Annotated in this window: 21 protein-coding genes; 4 read left to right on the top strand and 17 right to left on the bottom strand. The window is 35.2% G+C overall.

Annotated features, from left to right (window positions below):
* Positions 1 to 6: 6 nt before the first annotated feature.
* From E0F98_RS05690 to E0F98_RS05675, 4 genes are all read left to right on the top strand, one after another.
* A complete protein-coding gene (locus E0F98_RS05690) occupies positions 7 to 954 on the top strand; it encodes an ATP-grasp domain-containing protein (RefSeq protein WP_132109652.1) in 948 nt (315 codons plus the stop codon).
* Positions 955 to 1,098: 144 nt separating this feature from the next.
* A complete protein-coding gene (locus E0F98_RS05685) occupies positions 1,099 to 2,205 on the top strand; it encodes a carboxylate-amine ligase (RefSeq protein ID WP_132109651.1) in 1,107 nt (368 codons plus the stop codon).
* 47 nt (positions 2,206 to 2,252) lie between these two features.
* Positions 2,253 to 3,083 (top strand): type 1 glutamine amidotransferase, encoded by an 831-nt coding sequence (locus E0F98_RS05680; protein ID WP_132109650.1) that lies wholly within the window; start codon positions 2,253 to 2,255, stop codon positions 3,081 to 3,083.
* 15 nt (positions 3,084 to 3,098) lie between these two features.
* On the top strand, positions 3,099 to 4,289 hold the full coding sequence (locus E0F98_RS05675) for a hypothetical protein (protein ID WP_132109649.1): 1,191 nt from the start codon (positions 3,099 to 3,101) through the stop codon (positions 4,287 to 4,289).
* Between the two features lie 5 nt (positions 4,290 to 4,294).
* On the opposite strand, the gene E0F98_RS05670 is transcribed toward E0F98_RS05675, so the two are convergent.
* From E0F98_RS05670 to E0F98_RS05590, 17 genes are all read right to left on the bottom strand, one after another.
* Positions 4,295 to 4,984 (bottom strand): DUF4240 domain-containing protein, encoded by a 690-nt coding sequence (locus E0F98_RS05670; RefSeq protein ID WP_132109648.1) that lies wholly within the window; start codon positions 4,982 to 4,984, stop codon positions 4,295 to 4,297.
* A 58-nt stretch (positions 4,985 to 5,042) separates the two neighbouring features.
* Positions 5,043 to 6,689 carry a M1 family metallopeptidase gene (locus E0F98_RS05665; RefSeq protein ID WP_132109647.1) on the bottom strand — a complete coding sequence of 549 codons (1,647 nt, stop codon included), beginning with the start codon at positions 6,687 to 6,689 and terminating at the stop codon, positions 5,043 to 5,045.
* 60 nt (positions 6,690 to 6,749) lie between these two features.
* Complete coding sequence (locus tag E0F98_RS05660) at positions 6,750 to 7,793, bottom strand: alkaline phosphatase D family protein (protein ID WP_132109646.1); 1,044 nt, start codon at positions 7,791 to 7,793, stop codon at positions 6,750 to 6,752.
* Between the two features lie 149 nt (positions 7,794 to 7,942).
* The gene (locus E0F98_RS05655; RefSeq protein WP_132109645.1) at positions 7,943 to 9,157 is read right to left on the bottom strand and encodes an ATP-grasp domain-containing protein; all 1,215 of its coding nucleotides are present in this window, start codon (positions 9,155 to 9,157) and stop codon (positions 7,943 to 7,945) included.
* 4 nt (positions 9,158 to 9,161) lie between these two features.
* Positions 9,162 to 10,592 (bottom strand): leucyl aminopeptidase family protein, encoded by a 1,431-nt coding sequence (locus E0F98_RS05650; protein WP_132109644.1) that lies wholly within the window; start codon positions 10,590 to 10,592, stop codon positions 9,162 to 9,164.
* The gene (locus tag E0F98_RS05645) at positions 10,593 to 11,729 is read right to left on the bottom strand and encodes an alpha/beta hydrolase (protein WP_132109643.1); all 1,137 of its coding nucleotides are present in this window, start codon (positions 11,727 to 11,729) and stop codon (positions 10,593 to 10,595) included. It lies immediately after the preceding gene.
* Positions 11,730 to 11,865: 136 nt separating this feature from the next.
* The gene (gene hisIE, locus E0F98_RS05640; RefSeq protein WP_132109642.1) at positions 11,866 to 12,465 is read right to left on the bottom strand and encodes a bifunctional phosphoribosyl-AMP cyclohydrolase/phosphoribosyl-ATP diphosphatase HisIE; all 600 of its coding nucleotides are present in this window, start codon (positions 12,463 to 12,465) and stop codon (positions 11,866 to 11,868) included.
* Between the two features lie 88 nt (positions 12,466 to 12,553).
* Entirely contained in the window at positions 12,554 to 13,309 is a 756-nt protein-coding gene (gene hisF / locus E0F98_RS05635; RefSeq protein WP_132109641.1) for an imidazole glycerol phosphate synthase subunit HisF, read from the bottom strand.
* Between the two features lie 98 nt (positions 13,310 to 13,407).
* Positions 13,408 to 14,133, bottom strand: coding sequence for a 1-(5-phosphoribosyl)-5-[(5-phosphoribosylamino)methylideneamino]imidazole-4-carboxamide isomerase (gene hisA, locus E0F98_RS05630; protein ID WP_132109640.1), 726 nt, complete (start codon positions 14,131 to 14,133; stop codon positions 13,408 to 13,410).
* 67 nt (positions 14,134 to 14,200) lie between these two features.
* Complete coding sequence (gene hisH, locus E0F98_RS05625; RefSeq protein WP_132109639.1) at positions 14,201 to 14,782, bottom strand: imidazole glycerol phosphate synthase subunit HisH; 582 nt, start codon at positions 14,780 to 14,782, stop codon at positions 14,201 to 14,203.
* A 77-nt stretch (positions 14,783 to 14,859) separates the two neighbouring features.
* Positions 14,860 to 15,996, bottom strand: a complete 1,137-nt coding sequence (gene hisB / locus E0F98_RS05620; protein WP_132109638.1) for a bifunctional histidinol-phosphatase/imidazoleglycerol-phosphate dehydratase HisB — start codon at positions 15,994 to 15,996, stop codon at positions 14,860 to 14,862.
* 55 nt (positions 15,997 to 16,051) lie between these two features.
* Complete coding sequence (gene hisC, locus E0F98_RS05615; protein ID WP_132109637.1) at positions 16,052 to 17,101, bottom strand: histidinol-phosphate transaminase; 1,050 nt, start codon at positions 17,099 to 17,101, stop codon at positions 16,052 to 16,054.
* Positions 17,091 to 18,383, bottom strand: a complete 1,293-nt coding sequence (gene hisD, locus E0F98_RS05610; protein WP_132109636.1) for a histidinol dehydrogenase — start codon at positions 18,381 to 18,383, stop codon at positions 17,091 to 17,093. The genes hisC and hisD overlap by 11 nt, the downstream gene beginning before the upstream one ends.
* A 108-nt stretch (positions 18,384 to 18,491) precedes the next feature.
* Complete coding sequence (hisG, locus tag E0F98_RS05605; RefSeq protein WP_132109635.1) at positions 18,492 to 19,349, bottom strand: ATP phosphoribosyltransferase; 858 nt, start codon at positions 19,347 to 19,349, stop codon at positions 18,492 to 18,494.
* 270 nt (positions 19,350 to 19,619) lie between these two features.
* Entirely contained in the window at positions 19,620 to 20,129 is a 510-nt protein-coding gene (locus tag E0F98_RS05600) for a hypothetical protein (RefSeq protein ID WP_243699200.1), read from the bottom strand.
* 68 nt (positions 20,130 to 20,197) lie between these two features.
* Positions 20,198 to 21,316 carry a VIT1/CCC1 transporter family protein gene (locus tag E0F98_RS05595; protein WP_132109634.1) on the bottom strand — a complete coding sequence of 373 codons (1,119 nt, stop codon included), beginning with the start codon at positions 21,314 to 21,316 and terminating at the stop codon, positions 20,198 to 20,200.
* Between the two features lie 9 nt (positions 21,317 to 21,325).
* The gene (locus tag E0F98_RS05590; protein WP_132109633.1) at positions 21,326 to 22,444 is read right to left on the bottom strand and encodes an efflux RND transporter periplasmic adaptor subunit; all 1,119 of its coding nucleotides are present in this window, start codon (positions 22,442 to 22,444) and stop codon (positions 21,326 to 21,328) included.
* Positions 22,445 to 22,452 lie beyond the last annotated feature (8 nt).

Below are 22,452 nucleotides of genomic sequence, written 5' to 3'. Positions count from 1 at the left end.
TAAAAAATGAAGAAAATTGGAATTTTATTTGGGATGGAAGATACCTATCCGCAAGCATTTATTGACCGTGTTAATTCGAAAAACGAAAAAGGAATTATTGCTGAAGCGGTTTCCATCGACAAAGTTGTTCAAAATAAAGACGGAGAATATGCTGTCATCATCGACCGAATATCTCAAGATGTTCCCTTTTATCGCGCCTATTTAAAGAATGCGGCCATAACAGGCACAAATGTCATCAACAATCCATTTTGGTGGAGCGCAGATGATAAATTTTTCAATAATTCATTAGCTGATACTCTTGGAGTACCATTACCCAATACGGTTTTATTGCCTTCTGCAGAGCATCCGGCAGATACTACTGGAAAATCATTCAGAAACCTAAAATTCCCGATGGACTGGGAAGGAATATTCGATTATATAAAGTTTCCCGCTTACATGAAACCTTATGCTGGAGGCGGATGGAAAAATGTTTATAGATTGGAAAACAAAGAAGAATTCTGGGAGAAACATCAAGAAACGAATCAATTAGTGATGATGCTCCAAGAGGAAATGGTTTTTACCGAATATTTTAGAGTGTATTGCCTAGGTTGTAAAGCGGTTAGAATCATGCAGTATGAACCACGCAACCCACATCACCTTCGTTATGTAATTGACGGTCCGCCCGTGGATAAAAAATTATTAGCAACTATAAAAGATTATACTTTGCGACTTTGCAAAGGATTGGGTTATGATTTTAACACTGTCGAGTTTGCGGTTCGTGATGGTATTCCTTATGCCATTGATTTTGGCAATCCAGCACCCGATGCTGAGTTAACTTCTGTAGGCGCAGAAAACTTTGAATGGGTTGTAGAAGAATCGGCTAAAATGGCAATTGCTGCGGCCAAAAAGCAAAAACCAGGAATAATGAATCTGACTTGGGGAACATTTATGAAAGACGCGGTTGCGGGAAAATAAAATTATCAGACAGCCAAAATCCTAGCCTAGATAGTCCCGAAATATCGGGAAGAAATTCCATCATTTTTTTTACAAGATGGATTGTATCAAATAGCTAATCCTGCTTGTCCGCAATCAGGATTAGCTTCTGAAAAAACTTTAGAAATGAAAAAACTACCTGCTTTCACACTTGGTGTTGAAGAAGAATATCAAATTATAGATCCCGAAACCAGAGACCTACGCTCCCATTTGTCAAAAATTGTGGATGGTGCAAAGATTATCCTCAACGAGCAAGTTAAAGCCGAAATGCATCAGTCGGTTGTCGAGGTAGGTACTAACATTTGTACAAATGTCAACGAAGCCGAAAAAGAAATTAAATTCCTGAGAAGCAAAATTGTAGAATTAGCCGATAAACAGGGATTAATTGTGGGTGCCGCTGGAACGCACCCTTTTTCGAAATGGCAAAACCAACCTATTACTGACGATCCTCGCTATCATACCATAGTAAACGAATTACAGGACGCAGCGCGCTCTAACTTAATATTTGGGATGCATTGCCATGTGGGGATTGAAAATCGCGAAATAGGATTGAAATTAATGAATCAAGCTTGCTATTTTCTACCTCATATATTTGCTCTTTCAACCAATTCTCCTTTTTGGGAAGGACGACATACGGGCTACAAATCCTTTCGAACAAAAGTATTTGATAAATTTCCAAGAACCGGTTTACCTGAATATTTTGATTCTGTGGCTTCTTACGATAATTTCCTAGAGACCTTGGTAAAAACCAATTGTATTGATAATCCAAAGAAAATTTGGTGGGATTTGCGTTTGCATCCTTTTTATGACACCATTGAATTCCGAATTTGTGATATGAGTCTAACAGTTGAAGAGACCATGTGTATCGTTGCTGTTATCCAAGCTGTTGTGGCAAAATTATATAAGCTAAACTTGCAAAATATGAGTTTCAATATCTACAGATTAGCGCTGATAAAAGAAAATAAATTCCGTGCCTCGCGTTATGGAATCGAGGGTCACATGATTGATTTCGGACTTCAAAAAGAAGTGGAAACAAGGGTATTAATTCTCGAATTATTGGACTTTGTCGATGATGTTATAGACGAATTAGGCAGCCGTGAACAGATTAATTATGTGCATCAGATATTGAAAAACGGAACTGGTGCAGCGAAACAATTAGCAGTTTTCGAAAAAACAAATGACATTATAAAAGTGGTCGATTTTATTACGGATGAATTCACTAAAGGCTTATAAATTATTAGATTACATTTGTAACCTACTTTTTATTAACGATTACCAAGATGGACAAGAAAAAAATTACAATCGCTCTTTTAGACATGTACAATGGTGAACCTAATCAGGGAATGCGCTGTATAATTGACATCATAAACAGATTTAGCCCTTTTGTTAGCTTCAAAATATATGATGTAAGAGGAAAATGTGAATTACCCGAAATCGAGCAGTACGATATTTATATCTCAACTGGCGGTCCAGGAAATCCGTTAATTGGTGATGGCACTTGGGATACAAAATACTACGCATTTATTGATACTTTAACCAAATGGAACTTAGAAAATCCGGTAAAAAAACATGTATTGTTTATTTGTCATTCCTTTCAAATGGCTTGCAAGCACTTTGGCTTAGCAGAGATAACAAAAAGGAATGATACTTCCTTTGGAGTAATGACGATCCATAAAACCAAAGAAGGTCAAACAGATCCTTTATTCGAAGGCTTAAGCGATCCATTCTATGCTATTGATTCTAGAGATTACCAAGTGGTACAGCCTAATCTTAAAGTTTTTTCGAAAAAGGGAGCCAAAATAATTTCCCTCGAAAAAATAAGAGATCATGTACAATACGAGCGTGCAATTATGGCGGTGCGATTCACAGATTATTTTGTAGGAACACAATTTCATCCTGAAGCAGATCCAATTAGCTTCGTTTCTCACCTTAGAAATAAGGAAGCCAAGGAAAAGATAAAAGAAATGAAAGGAAAAAGAAAGTTTAGAAATATGCTAGAAGATTTGATGGATGACGACAAAATCTACAGAACGAACGAAACCTTGATTCCGAATTTTCTTCGTACGGCGATAAACGATTTATTAAAAACAAAAAAGATAATGTCTAATTAATACCTCCTAGTCGTTATGATTTCAAAATATCGAAAGCACTTCAATGAGCAATTTACGGAAGAAAAATACCAACTATTAAAAGATGATATTGCAGCCGATTTTGATTATGAACCTACTTTTCGAATAGCGGAAACTCCTTTTTTTATTTCTAACGAGCTAAAAGAACAATTAATAGAAGGCTGTCAAGATGTTATAGCTTTAATTCAGAAAGAAGGGTTTAAGTCCTTGACAAATAAATCATTAGATTTAAATACAAAAGTTCCTAATGAAGATGAGCACACCACTTTTTTAGCGATTGATTTTGGAATTTGCGAAGAAGACGGTGCTGTAATCCCGAAGTTGATTGAAGTACAAGGCTTTCCTACTTTATACAATTATCAGGCAATGTTATACAACAAATTTGTGTGTCAATATCCTTTTCTCAACGAATTGACTCCTTACTTTAATGGACTTAACGAACAAGAATATCTCGATATTGTAGAAGAAGTAATCTGTAACAATCATCCTGCGGAAAATGTTATTTTACTCGAAATAGAGCCCGGAAAGCAAAACACTAAAATTGACTTTTATTATTGCAAAAGAGATATTGGAATGCCGATTGTGTGCGTAACGGAGCTAATTAAAAAAGGCCGCCAACTATTTTACAAAAACGAAAACGGTGAGGATATTCTTGTCAAGCGCATCTACAACAGGGTAATTTTTGACGAATTAGATTTACGAACAGATTTAAAATTAGACTTTAGCTTCTCCGATGATCTTGATGTAGAATGGGCTGGACATCCCAATTGGTTTTTTAGGATCAGTAAATTCATTCTACCTTTCTTAAAAGGGAAATATTTTATTGAAACGACATTGCTAAGCGACTTGACTGAAATCCCTAAAGATTTAGAGAATTATGTATTAAAACCCTTATTTTCTTTTTCTGGTACAGGCGTTATTTTCCATGTAAAAAAAGAAGATATCGAAGCAGTTGAAGAAAAAGAACTCTATATTCTTCAGAAGAAAGTAAACTATATTCCCATCGTACAATCTCCTGATGGCAAAGTAAAAGCAGAAGTTCGTGTACTTTGCACTTGGAAAAAAGATGATGTCGCTCCTACTCTATTATGCAACCTGGTTCGTTTAAGCCGTGGCGAAATGATAGGTGTAAAATTCAATAAAGACAAAGACTGGGTTGGTGGAACTATCGGTTTATTTGAAAGATAACACCTTTATTTCCAAAGCTTTTCGAATAAAACGGGACAAATTTTCCCCATGGTTTCCGGTTCATCTGGATTCCAATTAAAATTTAATAATGGATAGTTTTCGTCATTGGTCACAAAAGTATCATAATCAATATAGGCATACAAATCCTGGCCTGTTGTGTTTTTGAATGCATTCATCGCCACATACCAAAACCCTTCAAATTCATAAGATTCTTTGTCTTCAACGACTTGATCAATTAAAGTGTCTGGCTTAGATTTTACTTTGTAAAACACTTCTTTACCTTGAGAAATCAACCAACATCTAAAATATTCAAATCCGCCATCAGTGCATCCGCCACTAACTATATAAGCCGCACACCATAATTCAGGATTATAACTATCAAAAAGGAGTTTGTCTGTTCGCAAACGGAAGCCTATCATTTCCTGAGGAGTCAATTTCTCAATTGCCGCAACTAGAAAAATTTCTTGATCTTCTTGGTTTGTAGTTTCCTTAATTGAATTATCAATAAGTGCCCAATATGCTTCCTCATCTAGCATTTCACTTGATTTTACAAGTCCTATTGAATCAAGATTAATTCGAAAAGGACTTGCTTGATTTTCAATACTATCCATCTCTACTCCTTGATTTTTTGTGCTGTTTTGACTAAAAACAACAATACTGAAGAATAGAGATAGTAGCGTAATTGAATTTTTCATAAAGCAAATGGAATTTGGCAATGCTGTTTTTAATAAACCTTGGTAAAATTAATTAAAATTATTCTGTAATATTAAGTTCTGCTACATAAAAATTTGGATCCATTTTAAGTTTCGGATTCTCAACAGAAATAGTGTTATTTGTCCATTCTATTGTTGGTTTAAGCCATTGTTCTTTTCCATTAATGAAAATTTTTACCGGCATATTGAAGTCTGCAACACAGTTAGTCCAACGAAAGCCCATTTTATTGTCTTTGAAGAAATACTCTAATGTAGGTATTCTAGTGTCTCTTAAATATTGATCAAAGAAAGATTGTAAATCCAGCCCAGCTTGGTCACTAAGGTAACCCTCAATTTGTTTTGTAGTTACCGTTTGATGATAAAAAGTACTGTTCAATCCTCTTAATATCGATCTCCATTTTTCATCGCTATCTACAATTTGGCGTAAAGTATGAAGCATATTAGCTCCTTTGTAGTACATATCACTTGAACCTTCACTGTTTACATCATAGGTTCCTATAATTGGCTTGTCGTTCTGAATCTTTTTTCTTAGTCCTCTTACGTATTCAAAACCGGCTTGTTTTCCATAAAAATATTCCACAAAGATACTTTCAGAATAGTTGGTAAAACTCTCATGAATCCACATGTCTGCGATATCTTTATTTGTAATGTTATTGGCAAACCATTCGTGTCCAGCTTCATGAATTATGATGAAATCAAATTTTAGCCCCCAACCTGTTCCACTTAAATCCGTACCTCTGTAACCATTTTCAAAACCGTTACCATAAGTAACCGAGCTCTGATGTTCCATTCCTAAATATGGCGCTTCTACCAGTTTAAAACTGTCTTCATAAAAAGGATACGGCCCAAACCAGTGTTCAAAAGCCTCAAGCATTCTAGGTGCATCTTTAAATTGTTTTTTGGCTTTAGCCAAATTGTCTTTTAAAACATAATAACTTAGGTCTAAATTGCCTTTTTCTCCTTTGTATTTTTCTGAAAAGGAAACGTAATCGCCTACATTTATATTAACTCCGTAATTATTGATCGGATTCGAAACGTACCAATTAAAGGTTTTTGTTCCGTCTTTTAGTTTTTTAACGCTTTGCAGACGTCCATTAGACACATTCGTCAAATTTCCAGGAACATTCACGCTAATTAGCATAGTATCAACTTCATCGTACATATGATCTTTGTTTGGCCACCAAACACTAGCTCCCAATCCTTGACAAGTTGACGCTATAAATGGGTTACCGTTACTGTCTTTTTTCCAAGTTATACCACCGTCCCATGGTGGGTTGTTAGCCACTTTTGGTTTTCCGCCGTAAAAAACTTTAAGCTCTTTTATACTACCCTCTTTTTGTCGAGCAACCAAGTCAATGAAGTAGGCATTACCTTCCCTGTTGTACTTTAATTCGACACCGTCCTGAATCACTTTATTTATTGTTAAAGGATTTTGAAGATCAATTTGCATGCGGTTGTACTCTTGTACAACCTTGTATTTAATAGTGTTTGAACCAGTTATAGTACTATCCTTCGGATTTACTTTAATATCTAAATGGTAGTATTTAACGTCCCACCAAGCTCTTTCTTTGGTAATACTTCCTCTTAAGCTATCTTGTCTGGTAAATTTTTGTTCTAAATGATGTTGTGCTTTTGCTTCACTAAATGCTAAAAATGATAATAATAAAATGGCTATCTGCTTTTTCATATTGTATTCGTTATAAATAAATTTAAACTTTTATAATCTGTAAATTTAATTCTCTAAATCTTATTTTCGGGGATAATCTTGAATAAATTCTTGGAGTAATTTGTTTTCTTTTCCTCGTATTTGCATAATTACTTTATTATTTTCGAAATCAAACTTTAGTAGACCAAAATTAATGTCGTTTACTACTTCACCTTTTACATATGGATTTTCCTCTCCTGAATAAGTGGTATAAGTATGCGTTAATCCGCTTGAAGTAAAATCAATTAAAGGATAATTTAAACCACTAACATTTTTGGAAGAAAAAGTCGCAATATGGCGATCACCTGATACTATAAAAGCACCACGTGCTTTTGAGGAAACTATCATTTTTTCTAACTTCTCCACTTCATGAGGAAAATTTGCCCAAGCTTCAAAACCATGCTTATTAGACAAAAATTGAATACTACTTACAATAACGTTAAACTGGGCGTTCGATGATTTGAGTTCGTTTTCTAGCCATTGCCATTGCTCAACACCTAAAACCGTTCCTTCACCGTATTTATTAGGTTGAAAACGTTTATTCCCAGATGCTTTCGTTAGTTTAGTTCTAAAAAATCGGGTATCTAATACAATAATTTTTACGCGGTTTTTATTTACAAGAATCGTTTTTGCGGTATAAACTCCGTGTCTATTTCGTTCAGTAGCATTCTTTGAAGTACCTAAGAAGTCGAGTAATAATTGTTGACTTTCTCTTTTAAATGGATATTCAACTCCCCCATCATTTGCCCCGAAGTCATGATCATCCCAAGTTCCTAGAATGATTTTATTTTTAATAAACGAAAGATACGCTGAATCTTGCTTTTGAATTTTATAATTATTTTCAAGAAATTGCATGTCCTCAGTATCCGAATAAACATTATCTCCGCCCCAAATCCAAACAGCAGGATGATTACCATCTATGTCTGGCCAAAGTTCGTTTTTAATCTTTTGGTTGTCGCAGGAACCAAATGCTATTGTGAAAAGTGAATCTTGAGCAGACTTTTGAACTACAGACGAATCCTGTGCATGTGGTGTTTTACAACTTAGAAAGGATAAAATACATAAAAGAAGAACCATTTTTTTCATCTGAAGAAATAATAAAATCTAATTTTAATTTTTTAAAAATTTCTTCGAAGGTAATAATAACAATACGATTTGGAGTTAAATTAAGTTTATTAAAAAAGCGACTCATCAATTAAAAATGGTCGCTTATTTGTAAACTTTAAAAGAAAAAACTAATGCAACTTAGATACCTTTTCCTGCGGTACTACAACGGAATAATCGGCAACTAAGCGATCGACATAATCATTTAATAACTCTAAAATCCTATCATTTTTATCTGACTTCACTACTAATCCTGCATGGTACTCCAAAGGGATTCTAAAGCAGACCTCGGAATCAGAAAAGGATGATAAATCAGGATTTTCATATTTAGACAAGGTAAGTACAATTCCTGCATACCCTTTTTTTACTTTGGGTAAAATATATTTCTTTTCTCTTACCAATGCATCTTCAATAGCTGCCCATTCTTTCCAAAGATTAATGTTCGATGCGGCTTCTACCATTTCTGCAATATGGGCTCCACCTACACGAGATGATGTCTCTAGAAAGTAAATCTCTCCATCCTGATCGCTTTTTATAAATTCAGTATGTGCGGCGCCAAATTTTAATCCGAAGCCTTTCAAAACTTGTTCATTTACTTTTTTTATCGCCTTATCATCTTCCGAATTATACGGAATATTCGAACTACGAAAAACTCCGCCTCCATGCGATATCTCCATTGGCGTAGCCAAATACTTTGAAGTCAAACTAAAAATGACTTTTCGATCTAAAATCAAACTGTCACAGTGGTAAACCGCTCCTGGTATAAATTCTTCTAGTAAATATTTAAAACGGTTGTTCCCCATTTCGTTAATATGAATCCATAAAGCTTCTTTGTCATAAACTTTTATAATACCAGATGCTGAGGCTTCTGAACGAGGTTTTAAAACCCAGGGCGGAGATACATCGTCAGCAAACGCATTGATATCATGATCATTAAACAACGAACAAAAATCAGGAATCAAAATTCCACAACTCTTCGCTCTCATGCGCATCGCCAGTTTATCTCTAAAGTAACGACCTGTAGTTTGTCCCATACCGTCAATTCTCAGATTCTCTCTTAGATAGGTCGCTTTTTCTACATCATAATCGTCTAATGCAACAATAGCATCAATTTTATTGGACTTCATTAAATTACCTACGCCCAATAATAAATGCTCTAAATTCCAGTCAGTATCCTGACCAGCCATGTAGAATGTTTCATCGATAGCGTCATGCGGCCATGGTTTATCTCTCAGTTTTTCACTAGTGATAAGGTAGACTTTGTTGCCCAAACTTTTTAAATGAATTAAAAAATCGGCTCCCTTGAAATAATTAGAAATACAAATAAATGTTTTAGGATTTTGCATAAGCTTATAAATTTTCAATGAACTTGGTTAATAAATGTACTCCGTACCCCGTAGCATGTTTGCTTTTTGCAAATTCATCGTCGCCAAATGCAACACCAGCAACGTCTAAATGTGCCCATGCAGCATGCTCTTGCGTAAAATATTCTAAAAATTTAGCCGCGCTAATGGCGCCGGCTACTGGTTTTCCACTATAATTTTTAACATCAGCAATATCGCTTTCTATATCTTGTTTGTACGCATCCCAAAGTGGCAATTGCCAAAGTCTTTCCCCTACTGAATCTCCCGCTTCTTGAAGTTTTTTAGAAATAGATTTATTATTGGTAAACAAAGCGCCACATTCGTACCCTAAAGTTCCAACACTGCTTCCTGTAAGTGTGGCGATATCTACAATATATTCTGGATCGAAGTTTTTTATTAGATAAGAAATTCCATCAGCTAAGATCAAACGACCTTCAGCATCAGTATCAATAATTTCGATTGAGGTTCCGTCGTAGCTATGAATCACATCACTTGGTAAAAAAGCTTTAGAATCAACAGCGTTTTCGGCACAAGGAACAATCGCAGTAACTTTTACGGGCAATTGTAAATCTGCAATAAGTTGCATGGCACCAAAAACCGCAGCACCGCCGGCCATATCGCACTTCATATGCAGCATTCCAGCTGTTTTTATGTTAAGTCCTCCAGTATCAAAAGTGATTCCTTTTCCCACTAAACCTACATGTTTCAAATTAGGAATAGTCGCAGCTGGAGTATAATTCATTATAATGAATTGTGGTTCGTTTTGGCTCCCTTTGGCTACAGCCAAAAAAGCTCCAAGTCCTTCTATTTCACAAGCTTCCAGACCAAGAACATTTGCTTCAAAACCGTATTTTGCTCCCTTATCTTGAGCCCAGTTAGCCAAATATTTAGGAGTAGCCTTATTTGGCGGCAAATCAACCAGCGCTAAAGTTTGAAGTTGGGCGCGGGCTATTTTAATCGCTCTATCAACTGTTGCAGTGTGATCTTTAGAGGACAGGATTTCCAATTCAAAATCAGGATTTAAAAAAGGATGCTCGTCCTTCTTTTTATAATGACCTAAATTATAGGTGCCTAATAACAAGCCCGAAACCGTGGCTTCCACTTGATCATTATTGAATTCTTCTGGTATAAATAAAGCGACACTATTACCTAAACTTTCTTTTTCTTTAAACGAAATTCTCCTAGCAATTGTTTTTAATACTTTATAATCAATTGTTTTCCCCAGTCCGATAAATATATAGGTATTACCATCTTTCTCAGCTAAATAATGCGTGTCTTTCTTACCGTAGAACACTTTCGACGAAATTTCTAAACCTTCAAACTTAATGGGAACAATGCTTTTAACAGTGGTTTCAAAAACAGGTACTAAAACTGTTCCTGAAAAATTATCTAATTTATCTATTTCTTTAGTTTTCATCTAATTGTCTTTGGTGTTAAAAAAAAGCCACTCTATCGCTTTTGGAAATTCATCACTCCAATAGGTCTCATTGTGTTTTCCTTCCTTATTGATACTCAAATTAATTTTCATTTTGTCTTTTACAAACTCACTTGCGATCGCTCTTTCTTTGAAGTTTTTTACATGTTCAATCATGGTATCACTTTCATCGCCACCGGCATACAAATATATTTTAGTGTCCTCTGTTTGCTCTTCGTCCATTTTTATTTTCATATCAGGTTTTACCCAAAGTGAAGGCGAAAAGATCATCAATTTACCAAATACTTTTGGATATCGCAAACCGCTAAAAATACTGATAAGTCCTCCCATCGAACTCCCTCCAATTCCGGTATTAGCACGGTCTTTTTTAGTGCGGAAATTATTATCTACAAAGGGTTTCAAGGTCTTGGTCACAAAACGAATGTATTTTTTTCCCTGTCCTTTTCCTAATATTGTTCTGCCAACATTGTATTCTTGAATTCTATCTTCGTCTGCATGTTCAATAGCAATTATAATAATTTTACCAATTTTATATTCTGACATTACTGCCAGTTTTTTGTCTATTTCCCAATTGCCAAATTCAGCATTCTCATTGAATAAATTTTGTGCATCCTGCAAATACATTACGGGATAACTTTCGCCTGAGGTATCATAGTCATGTGGAAGCAACGCCCATATTTTTCTAGTTCGATTCAGCTGCGGAATTTCAAATTCATCAGAGATAAGAAGAACCTGTGGCAAATAGTTTTGTTTAAAAGGAAGCCAGTTTCTTCGCCATCTTCCTACATGTTCCTTTTGTACTCCTGTATGCTGCGTCGTAGATCTGTTTTCAGTACGATTTCCTTCGCTGTCAATTTCCACTTCACTCCAATCACCTTTTGTAAACTTGTACAAAAGTGTTTCTGGATAGTCGAAATCATGTGTGAATTTGAAATGATATACGCCCGTTCCAATTCTCTTCATTACAAACTCCTTGTCTTGGGTACTCCAGTTGTTAAAATTTCCTGCGAGATATACTGGACGTATATCGTCTTCGTCTGTGGTTAATATTATGTGAAGTCCAGTTTTTATGATGGTTTGCTTTGATTTTAATGTACTAGTTGTATTGTCAAGATTCATAACGCGTATAGTGGTATTTTGTATAATAAAAGTAAATATAGTGGATTGAGACCTGAAATAAAAGAAAAAAGAAAACCCAATAGTAAATGAAAATACTATTGGGTTTGCAAGGTTGAATTTAACAAGAAAAGAGTCTCTATTTTTGACGGCTTTTTAAAACGTCAACTACATCGTTGATTTTGAATCCTTTCGCTTGAAGCAAAATGAGATAATGAAAAAGCAAGTCGGCACTTTCACTTAAAAACAAGTCATCGTTATCATCTTTTGACTCGATGACCACTTCGATTGCTTCTTCACCCACTTTCTGTGCAATTTTATTGATTCCCAATTTGAACAAAGAGGCCACATAACTCTTTTCAGAATCTGCGTTCTCTCTTCGCACTTGAATCGTTTCTTCTAGATCAGAAATAAAACCGTAATCCGATTTATTCTCTGTGGCCCAGCAAGTATCAGTTCCTTTGTGACATGTTGGTCCTTCTGGTTTGACTTGAATTAATAAGGTGTCGTTGTCACAGTCATTTTTGATGTCAATCACATTCAAAAAGTTACCGCTTTCCTCACCTTTTGTCCAAAGTCTTTGTTTGGTACGGCTGTAGAAAGTTACTTTTTTAGTATCGATTGTTTTTTGATAGGCCGCTGCATCCATGTAGCCTAACATCAAAACAGCATTGGTTTCGCTATCTTGAATTATGGCCGGAATTAATCCATCCGTGTTTTTTGAAAAATCTATGTTCATTTTTATTTTTTTTAGGAAGAATAAAGAGAATAGAATATAGAGAATAAATCAACCCTCAATTCTCAGTCTATTTTCTATGCTCTCTGATCTATATTCTGACTTCGATATTATTATTTTTTAGTTCTATTTTCAATTCTTTTATTTCGATTTCTTTAAAATGAAATACGCTTGCTGCCAAAGCGGCATCAGCTTTTCCAACGGTAAAACTATCTACAAAATGCTGAATGTTTCCTGCACCTCCAGAAGCAATTATCGGAATATTGACTAAACTCGAAAGCTTGGCTAAGGCTTCATTAGCAAAACCGTTTTTCGTTCCGTCATTATCCATGGACGTAAACAGGATTTCCCCTGCTCCTCTTTCTTCCACTTCTTTTGCCCAATCAAACAAGGTTAATTCCGTTGGTACTTTTCCACCAACTAAATGCACTATCCATTGACCGTCAATCTGTTTGGCATCGATTGCAACAACTACACATTGACTTCCAAATTTTTGAGCCAAGTCATTTATCAATTTCGGGTTTTTTACTGCCGACGAATTGATTGAAACTTTATCTGCTCCATTTTGAAGTAAAATCTCCACATCTTCTACAGATGAAATTCCGCCACCTACCGTAAACGGAATATTAATGGTAGAAGCCACTTTTCGTACTAAATCAACCAAAGTTTTTCTTCTTTCTTCTGTTGCAGAAATATCCAAAAACACCAATTCATCGGCTCCTTCATCTGAATAAATTTTAGCTAATTCCACGGGGTCGCCAGCATCACGTAAATCTACGAAATTAATGCCTTTTACCGTTCTACCGTTCTTTATATCGAGACAGGGTATGATTCTTTTTGTAAGCATAATTGTTGTATTACACAGAGATTCACAAAGGTGGCGCAGAGACACACAAAAATCTTAGACAATCTTTGTGTTTCCTTTGGGTGACTTTGCGAAAAAATCTATTTATTTAAAATATAATTTTCCAATTGTTTCAACGAAATTCGCCCTTCGTAAATGGCTTTTCCTATAATGGTTCCTTCGCAACCTAATTCGGCTAATCTTGGTAATTCATCAAAGGTAGAAATTCCCCCCGAAGCGATTAATTTTATTCCTTTGGCTTCCGCCAGAATTTTAGCATATAAATCGAAACTCGGCCCTTCGAGCATTCCATCTTTGGCTATATCTGTACAAATAACATGTTGAATCCCTTTAGCTTGATATCCTTCTATAAAGGGAATTAAGTCTTCATCAGATTCTTCTAACCAACCTGATACCGCTACTTTTTCATTATTAGCGTCTGCTCCAAGAATAATTTTATCAGCGCCGTATTCTTGAATCCATTTTTCGAATAAAACTCTGTTTTTAACCGCAATACTTCCACCGGTAATTTGGCTAGCGCCACTTTCGAAAGCAATTTTTAAGTCGGCATCCGATTTTAAACCACCACCAAAATCAATTTTTAGTTTCGTTTTAGAAGCGATTTGCTCCAATATTTTATAGTTGACAATCTGACTTGATTTTGCACCGTCAAGATCTACCAAATGCAAGTATTCAATGCCGTGAGCTTCAAATTCTTTGGCTACTTCTACTGGATTTTCATTATAAATTATCTTGGTATTGTAATCTCCTTTTGACAAGCGAACACATTTTCCGTCGATGATGTCTATTGCTGGTATTATTCTCATTCGTTTTTTGATTGTAGATTAACGTTTTTTTAGTTAAGATTGAAATTGATTTTTGCCATTAAATTATTTATAATTTTAGAAAATTTCCTAGGATTTTTTCTCCCACATCGCCGCTTTTTTCAGGGTGAAACTGGGTTCCGTAAAAATTATCTTTTTGCAAAGCTGATGCGTATTCAACTTCATAATTTGTGGTTGCAATGGATTCCGCACAATCTGGGGCATAAAAACTATGTACTAAATACATGTATTCGTTTTCAGCGATTCCATCGAATAAAGGCGATTTCAAGTTATAAATTTGATTCCAACCCATTTGTGGCACTTTTACTTTTGGAGTAAATTTAATCACATCCACATCAAATATCCCCAAACCTTTTGTATTACCTTCCTCAGAAGCATTGCACATCAACTGCATACCCAAACAAATACCTAAAACAGGTTGCGTCAATGTTGGAATTAGACTGTCCAAACCACTTTCTAGAAGCATTTTCATCGCTGAACTGGCTTCGCCCACACCTGGAAAAATCACTTTATCCGCAGCTTTTATTTCGTCTGGATTGTTACTTAAAACCGCTTTGAATCCTAATCTTTCAATGGCAAACATAATGCTTTGAATATTTCCTGCTCCGTAATTTATGATTACTATTTTCATCTATTTTTGTTTCAAGTTTAAAGTTTCAGGTTTAAAGTTATCGTGCTAACTTTAAACCTGAAACTTTAAACAAATTTTTACAACATCCCTTTCGTCGATGGCAAAATCATTTTCTCAGTATCGCGTTTTACGGCTACTTTTATCGCTTTGGCGAAAGCCTTAAAAATAGCTTCGATTTTATGATGTTCGTTTTCTCCTTCGGCTTTGATATTGATGTTTGCTTTTGCTCCATCAGAGAAAGATTTAAAGAAATGTAAAAACATCTCTGTTGGCATTTTCCCTACCATTTCTCGTTTGAATTCGGTTTCCCAAACCAACCAGTTTCTACCTCCAAAGTCAATCGCCACTTGCGCTAAGCAATCATCCATTGGCAAACAAAAACCATAACGCTCAATGCCTAATTTGTTTCCTAATGCTTTCGCAAAAACTTCACCTAAAGCAATTGCGGTATCTTCAATAGTATGGTGTTCGTCAACTTCCAGATCCCCTTTTACAAGGATTTCTAAGTCCATTTGGCCATGACGGGCAATTTGGTCTAGCATATGGTCAAAGAAAGCAATTCCAGTTTCAATTTTACTTTTCCCTGTTCCGTCTAAGTTCAGATTGATGTAAATATCGGTTTCATTCGTTTTTCTCGAAATTGTAGCTGAACGTGCTTCTAATTTCAAAAATTCATATATTTCCTTCCAATCAATTGATTGTAAGGTGATAATATCATCCAATTCTTCGCGCTTGGAAGCTATTTCTGTAACTCCAGCACCTTCACTAACATTCATGAAAATGGCTTTTGTACCAAGGTTTTTAGCCAATTCGACATCTGTTAAACGATCTCCTAATACAAAGGAATTTGCCAAATCGTAAGCGGGATTATCGATGTATTTTGTTAACATTCCAGTTCTTGGTTTGCGCGTTGGCGCATTATCTTCGGGAAAAGAACGATCTACAAAAATATCATCAAAAAGAACACCTTCATTTTCGAAAGCTCTTAAAATGAAATTTTGAGTAGGCCAGAAAGTATCTTCTGGAAAACTGTCCGTTCCTAATCCGTCTTGATTAGTCACCATGACCAATTCGTATTCTAGTTCTTTAGCGATTTTAGCTAAATATTGAAATGCTTTGGGATAAAACTCCAGTTTATCTAAACTATCTAATTGATATCCTTCTGGTTCTAAAACGATCGTTCCATCACGATCGATAAAAAGTACTTTTTTCATTCTTATATTTTTCAAAACTCTTTTAGGGTTCAAAACCCTGAAAGAGTTGTTATCATTAACAGCTTTGCAAAGCTTCCATTAACTTCTTATTTTCTTCCGCTGTACCAATAGTCAAACGCAAGGTGTTCTCACATAAAGGTTGGGTTGTTCTGTTACGAATCACAATTCCTTTAGCAATCAATTCTGCATATCTTTTATTGGCATCATCTACTTTTATTAAAACAAAATTAGCTTCGGTTGGATAAATTTTTGATACAAAATTCACTTCATTTAATACTTTAAGTAAATCATCTCTTTGTATTAAAATTGAGTCTATTTCTAATTGTATTTTTTCTTTATCTGCTAATCTTTCTAATGCTCTTTGTTGTGTTAATTCATTCACATTATAAGGTGGCTTTATTTTGTTTAAAACCGAAATAATAGCTGCAGAAGCATAACAAATTCCCAATCGAATGCCCGCTAAACCATACGCTTTTGATAAGGTTTGCGTAATGATCAAATTAGGGTATTCATCTAATTCATTTAACCAACTTTGCTTCTTTGAAAAGTCGATATAAGCTTCATCAATTATTACCAATCCATTAAAGTTTTGAAGTAAAGTAACCACACTTTCATCAGAAAAAGAATTCCCTGTTGGGTTATTCGGCGAACATAAAAAGATCATTTTTGTATTTGCGTCGACAGCTTGTAAAATAGCATCAATCTCGGGCTGGAAATCTTGAGATAATAAAATCTCTCTATTTTCAACTGCATTAATATTCGCCAATACGCTATACATTCCGTACGTTGGTGGTAAAGTGATTACATTGTCAGTTTTGGGTTCGCAAAAAGCTCTGAATAATAAATCCAATACTTCGTCGCTTCCATTACCTAATAAAACTTGATCTACTTTCAGGTTTCTTTGTTTGGCCAAAACGACTTTTACACTACTTTGCTGTGGATCAGGATAACGGTTCACTCCATTTTGATATGGATTTTCATTGGCATCCAAAAATATCATTTGAGCAACATCAAAATCTTTGAATTCATCACGAGCAGATGAATACGGCTTCATCGTTTTAACGTTTTCACGAACTAAATTATTTATGTCGAAACTATTTTCCATATTTAATCGCTTTTAATCGTAATGTAACTGCATTTTTGTGTGCTTGCAAGCCTTCCGCTTCGGCCATCACTTCAATTGCCTTTCCAATATTCTGAATTCCTACTTCAGAAATCTTCTGAAAAGTCATTGATTTTGTAAAACTATCCAAGTTTACGCCGCTATAGTTTTTAGCATAACCATTTGTTGGTAAAGTATGATTTGTTCCAGAAGCATAATCTCCCGCGCTTTCCGGTGTATAATTCCCTATAAAAATAGAACCTGCATTTTCGATTCCATCAATATAAAAATCATCCGATGACGTACATACTATAAAGTGTTCTGGGCCATATTCATTGATTAAATCTAAAGCGATTTGGTCATTTTCGACAAAAATCAACTTTGAATTAGCAATTGCTTTCTCGGCAATTTCTTTTCTTGGTAAGGCCTCTAATTGAATTTGGATTTCTTCTTCAACGGCGTCAATTAATGTCTTTGAGGTTGACACCAAAATTACTTGGCTGTCCGTTCCGTGCTCTGCTTGCGACAATAGATCTGAGGCTACAAATGCTGGAACAGCGCTATCATCTGCAACAACCAATAATTCCGATGGTCCTGCAGGCATATCAATTGCAACACCGTATTGGGTTGCTAACTGCTTGGCTACGGTTACAAATTGATTTCCTGGTCCAAAAATTTTATATACTTTCGGAATCGTTTTGGTTCCAAAAGTCATAGCAGCGATCGCTTGAATTCCGCCCACTTTTAAAATTTTAGTGACTCCACATAAATTAGCGGCATATAGTATAGCTGGATTTATTTTTCCAGTTTTATCTGGCGGCGAACATAAAACAATCTCTTTGCATCCCGCGATATTTGCTGGTACCGCAAGCATCAATACGGTAGAAAACAAAGGTGCCGTTCCGCCTGGAATATATAAACCTATCTTTTGAATTGGTCTTTTTTCTTGCCAGCAATTAACTCCTTCTATAGTTTCGACTTCAACGCGACTTGTTTTTTGTGCTGCGTGAAACTCTTCGATATTGCCTTTAGCCAATTGTATTGCCACTTTTAGTTCATCCGAAACTGCAGCGACAGCCTCCTTTATTTCCGTTTCAGTCACCTCTTGATTACTGATCGTCACGCCATCAAATAACGAAGTATATTTTGAGATTGCTTCATCTCCTTTTTTCTGAACCTCTTTAAAAATTTCTTTTACGGTTTGCTCGATATCGTCAACCGTTTTAGTTGGTCTTTCGAGTATCGCAAACCAGTTTTCCGGACTTGGATTGTATATTTTGTTCATTTTATTGTGGTTTAACCGCAAAGTTCACAAAGGATATTCGCAAAGTTCGCAAAAGTATCAATTAGACGTTTTTATTAAACTCATAATTCATACTCATAATTTATATTTTTATAGTACCATTTTTTCAATAGGACAAATCAAAATTCCTTCGGCACCAGCCTCTTTTAACTGATCAATTACATCCCAAAAAGTGTCTTTATCGATTACCGAGTGTACACTACTCCATCCTTCTTGTGCTAATGGCAATACCGTTAAACTACGCAATACTGGGAGAATTTTTCCAACTTCCTCTATTTTATCATTTGGTACGTTCATCAAAATGTATTTTGATTTTCTAGCTCTTAAAACAGACTCGATTCGGAATTTTAAAGTATCAATTAGCTTTTGAACGCCTGGCGTTACTTTTGGCGAAACAGCTAAAACCGCTTCACTTTTAAGGATAATTTCAACTTCTTTTAAGTTGTTTTTAAATAAGGTACTTCCGCTTGAAACTATATCTACAATAGCATCTGCAAGACCTATATTAGGAGCAATTTCTACAGAACCAGAAATTTGGTGAATATCAACATTTACTCCAAAAGAGTTAAAATATTCAATTACTGTATTTGGGTAAGAAGTGGCGATTCGTAGTCCGTCTAAATCTTGAATCGAATTGTACTCGAATGTTTTAGGAACTGCAACTGAAACTTTGCATTTTGAAAAACCTAGTTTCTGAACAACTTGAATTCCTTTTCCTTTTTCGACTAATAAATTATCCCCAACAATGGCGATATCTACCACACCATCAATTAAATATTGAGGAATGTCTGAATTTCTTAAGTATAGAACTTCAAGAGGAAAATTAGAAGCTTCGGCTTTCAATTGATCGATTCCGTTGTTGATCGAGATTCCGCAATCTTTTAGGATTTGAATACTTTCTTCGTTTAAACGTCCTGATTTTTGAATTGCAATTTTTAATGTACTCATTGTAATTTTTTTTATTTGATTATAATATTATGTTTGAGTACAAAGGATATTAAACAAAAAACCCGTTTGATGTACTCAAACGGGTTTTAGAATAGGATGACTTACAACCATATCGTTAACACATCGCTTGAGAGCAATAATGAAAATGATGATGATGTAATTGTATAGCGAACATAATTTTGTCTTTTTTTACTTGTGCAAATATAAATACTTTTTTTTATTAAAAAGCTTTTTTAGTTTAACTAAATACCGCTAATTTGTTAAAAAGCATTATTCTTCGTTTCTAGTCGTCGTAATCTCTGAATTTACGTTGTCGCTTTCAACAGCTGAAATCCCTGCATTATCACGAATTTCAGTGTGACGTATTTCGCCACCTGAAGTTCCTACACTCGACCCTAACACAGCTGCTCCGATCGCTAAAAATAATGTAATATAAGATGCTATTATTGCCAATTTATGATTTTTGCTACTTGTATATATTGACAGTAAGCTAAAAATTCCTGTAGCATACAATAATAAAGCTAACTTTTCAGCTAATTCTTCATGTTCGTGAATTATTTTTTTTCCGATATTAGGCATATCTTCAACAAGTTCCTCCGCTCCTTCACCAGTATTCATGCTTAGCGCTGCAAAAAGCGCTGCAACTATGAACAAAATATAGGCTGTGTTTTTTAAAGCGTTATTTTTTAGCACTAAACCGGCTATTAATATTCCAATGCCGAAAATCGTTCCGATGATCGGAAAATGGTTTACCATTAAATGTAAATGCGCGTCGTTCATAGTATTATATTTAAATAGTTAATAATCTGTTTTTGAATAAATTCATGTAACTTGATTTATTGCAATATTTAGCCCCCCAAAGAAACTCCAATCAAGGATCCAATTCCATACGTTATTGCTGCTGCTGCTAATCCAAAGAAAACTTGCCTGAATCCCGAAAACAGAATTCCTTTACCTGTCAACAATGTAATAGCAGCTCCTATTCCAAAAAGCCCTATTACACTGCTACCGACACTCAAAAGTATAGCGTTTTTACCATCTAAAAACATAAAAGGGTATAATGGTATAATGGCTCCAATTGAAAATAAAATAAAGGAAGCGATTGCTGCCTCCCAGGCAGAACCTCCTAATTCCTCTTTATCTATACCTAGTTCTTCAGTGATTATGGCATCAATGGCTGTTTCATGGTTTTCAAAAGCTTTATCTGCCAGTTTTTGAGCTTCAATCACATTCATTCCTTTGGCCTGATATAATAAAACTAATTCTTTTTTTTCTTCTTCAGGAGATGCTTCTAATTCTTCTGTCTCTAAGTCGATTTGGCGTTGATTCAATTCTCTAGAACTTTGAACCGAGAGCCATTCTCCTAGTGCCATCGAAATAGCTCCAGCCATCAATCCTGCAATTCCCGTCAATAAAATAGTATTGTTAGAGACTGCAGCACCAGCAACACCCATAACCAAACTCATGTTAGAAACCAGACCGTCATTAGAACCTAAAACAGCTGCGCGTAAGGCATTTCCCCCGACTGATTTATGTCGGCTTTCAAATTTAGAAAGAAAACCTCCAGAGACATTTAAAGCCGCATTATTGTTCACCGCTTCTATTATATTAAGGTGATTGTGTTCAAAACCAGTTGGCTTTTCTCCTTTTTCGATTTTATTCTTTATCGAATTGACAGCAAACTGTTTTTCGATACTTGACAAGCTACTGATTATGGATCCGTAACCAAAAAGCTTACCCAACTTGAGCTGAAATTTAGCTCTTGAAGATGGAGCAGGCATTTTGTATTTCTGTTCAATAGTCCTTACTTTATCCAACATATGTTGCGCATGCCCTTTCTCAATATCTGACAAACTTCGTAAGACCCTATTGAGATTTTCATCAGCTTGAATCTCGGCAATGCTATCATAAAGAAAAGCAGTGTCAACTTCAGTTTGCAGTTGCCCTTTCAATTTATTTAAATCCATACTTTATAATCAATTAACCACGTCAAAAACGCCTTTTGTTAAAATTCTAGAAGAAGAATTAATTTGATTATCAGGAATAATTTCAACATATTTCTCTGATTTCTCTCCTATTTTGACCGCAATCTTCTTAAAAGAATAATTGTCGTTTTTTTCTTCCTTTAATAAAAGTACGTAATTTTTGTCGTTCTCAGTAATCAAAGCTTCTGTTGGAATGGCCAGTCCTTTTTTAGAATCTACCACAATTGCCGCTTCCACAAACATTCCGGTGATCAATTTTTGCTTCATATTGTCATCTAAATGCCCGTGAATGTTAATTGTTCTGTCATTTCCTTCAATAGATTTTCCTACCAAATGTACTTTAGCGTGGAACACTTCATTTGTAGCTTCTGGCACTGTAAAATTGATGTCCTGATCCACTTTTACTTTTAATATGTCCTTTTCGAATACATTTAATTCTAAATGTAAATGATCCGTTTCAATAATTTCTAGCATCACATCTGAAGGCGCTACATACATACCAACATTGGCATTCATTACCACGATGTCTCCCGAAATAGGAGCATAAATAGTAATTACCGATGTCAATTTACCGTTTTCGACGTATGCGGGATTAATGCCTAACAGCTGCAATTTTGCTTTTAAACTTTGATACATTGCTTTTGCTCTTCGATACTCACTTTCCGCTTTTAGATAGTTTTTTTGAGAAGTAATTTTTTCATCAAACAATGTTTTTTGACGCTCGTATTCTGATTTTAAATATTTAATCTGTTCCGCTACTTCCAAATATTCTTTTTGAATATCAAGAAATTCTGTGTTTTCTAAAGTCAATAATACTTGTCCTTTTCTCACTTTATCACCTACTAGTAACCTAGTTGCTTTGATGTTTCCTCCAACAAACGTAGTTACTTTGGCTCTGTTTTGTGGTGGAACATCTATCTTTCCAGCTGTTTTTACAGTTACTTCAAAATCTTGTTCAATAGGACTTCCTATTTCCATTGACGAAGATTTAAATTGCGGCAGTGTCACCATGACTAAAGTAGCATCGGTAGCAACTGCTTCTTCTGTTTTGGTTTCTTTGCACGAAAATAGAACGATTGACAAGGCGAGTATATATAGTGTTTTTTTCATTTTTTATG

It is taken from the genome of Flavobacterium hiemivividum (genome assembly GCF_004349145.1).
Lineage (GTDB): Bacteria > Bacteroidota > Bacteroidia > Flavobacteriales > Flavobacteriaceae > Flavobacterium > Flavobacterium hiemivividum.
This window is presented reverse-complemented; position numbering and strand designations above follow the sequence as displayed.

Bases quoted from the DNA above. Each gene is read 5' to 3' on its own strand.
- E0F98_RS05660 (WP_132109646.1), bottom strand. From the start codon at position 7,793: ATGAAAAAAATGGTTCTTCTTTTATGTATTTTATCCTTTCTAAGTTGT.
- E0F98_RS05685 (WP_132109651.1), top strand. From the start codon at position 1,099: ATGAAAAAACTACCTGCTTTCACACTTGGTGTTGAAGAAGAATATCAA.
- E0F98_RS05670 (WP_132109648.1), bottom strand. From the start codon at position 4,984: ATGAAAAATTCAATTACGCTACTATCTCTATTCTTCAGTATTGTTGTT.
- E0F98_RS05645 (WP_132109643.1), bottom strand. From the start codon at position 11,729: ATGAATCTTGACAATACAACTAGTACATTAAAATCAAAGCAAACCATC.
- E0F98_RS05690 (WP_132109652.1), top strand. From the start codon at position 7: ATGAAGAAAATTGGAATTTTATTTGGGATGGAAGATACCTATCCGCAA.
- hisF (WP_132109641.1), bottom strand. From the start codon at position 13,309: ATGCTTACAAAAAGAATCATACCCTGTCTCGATATAAAGAACGGTAGA.
- E0F98_RS05595 (WP_132109634.1), bottom strand. From the start codon at position 21,316: ATGGATTTAAATAAATTGAAAGGGCAACTGCAAACTGAAGTTGACACT.
- hisG (WP_132109635.1), bottom strand. From the start codon at position 19,349: ATGAGTACATTAAAAATTGCAATTCAAAAATCAGGACGTTTAAACGAA.
- E0F98_RS05650 (WP_132109644.1), bottom strand. From the start codon at position 10,592: ATGAAAACTAAAGAAATAGATAAATTAGATAATTTTTCAGGAACAGTT.
- E0F98_RS05600 (WP_243699200.1), bottom strand. From the start codon at position 20,129: ATGAACGACGCGCATTTACATTTAATGGTAAACCATTTTCCGATCATC.
- E0F98_RS05590 (WP_132109633.1), bottom strand. From the start codon at position 22,444: ATGAAAAAAACACTATATATACTCGCCTTGTCAATCGTTCTATTTTCG.
- hisC (WP_132109637.1), bottom strand. From the start codon at position 17,101: ATGGAAAATAGTTTCGACATAAATAATTTAGTTCGTGAAAACGTTAAA.
- E0F98_RS05665 (WP_132109647.1), bottom strand. From the start codon at position 6,689: ATGAAAAAGCAGATAGCCATTTTATTATTATCATTTTTAGCATTTAGT.
- E0F98_RS05680 (WP_132109650.1), top strand. From the start codon at position 2,253: ATGGACAAGAAAAAAATTACAATCGCTCTTTTAGACATGTACAATGGT.
- hisA (WP_132109640.1), bottom strand. From the start codon at position 14,133: ATGAGAATAATACCAGCAATAGACATCATCGACGGAAAATGTGTTCGC.
- E0F98_RS05655 (WP_132109645.1), bottom strand. From the start codon at position 9,157: ATGCAAAATCCTAAAACATTTATTTGTATTTCTAATTATTTCAAGGGA.
- hisD (WP_132109636.1), bottom strand. From the start codon at position 18,383: ATGAACAAAATATACAATCCAAGTCCGGAAAACTGGTTTGCGATACTC.
- hisB (WP_132109638.1), bottom strand. From the start codon at position 15,996: ATGAAAAAAGTACTTTTTATCGATCGTGATGGAACGATCGTTTTAGAA.
- hisH (WP_132109639.1), bottom strand. From the start codon at position 14,782: ATGAAAATAGTAATCATAAATTACGGAGCAGGAAATATTCAAAGCATT.
- hisIE (WP_132109642.1), bottom strand. From the start codon at position 12,465: ATGAACATAGATTTTTCAAAAAACACGGATGGATTAATTCCGGCCATA.
- E0F98_RS05675 (WP_132109649.1), top strand. From the start codon at position 3,099: ATGATTTCAAAATATCGAAAGCACTTCAATGAGCAATTTACGGAAGAA.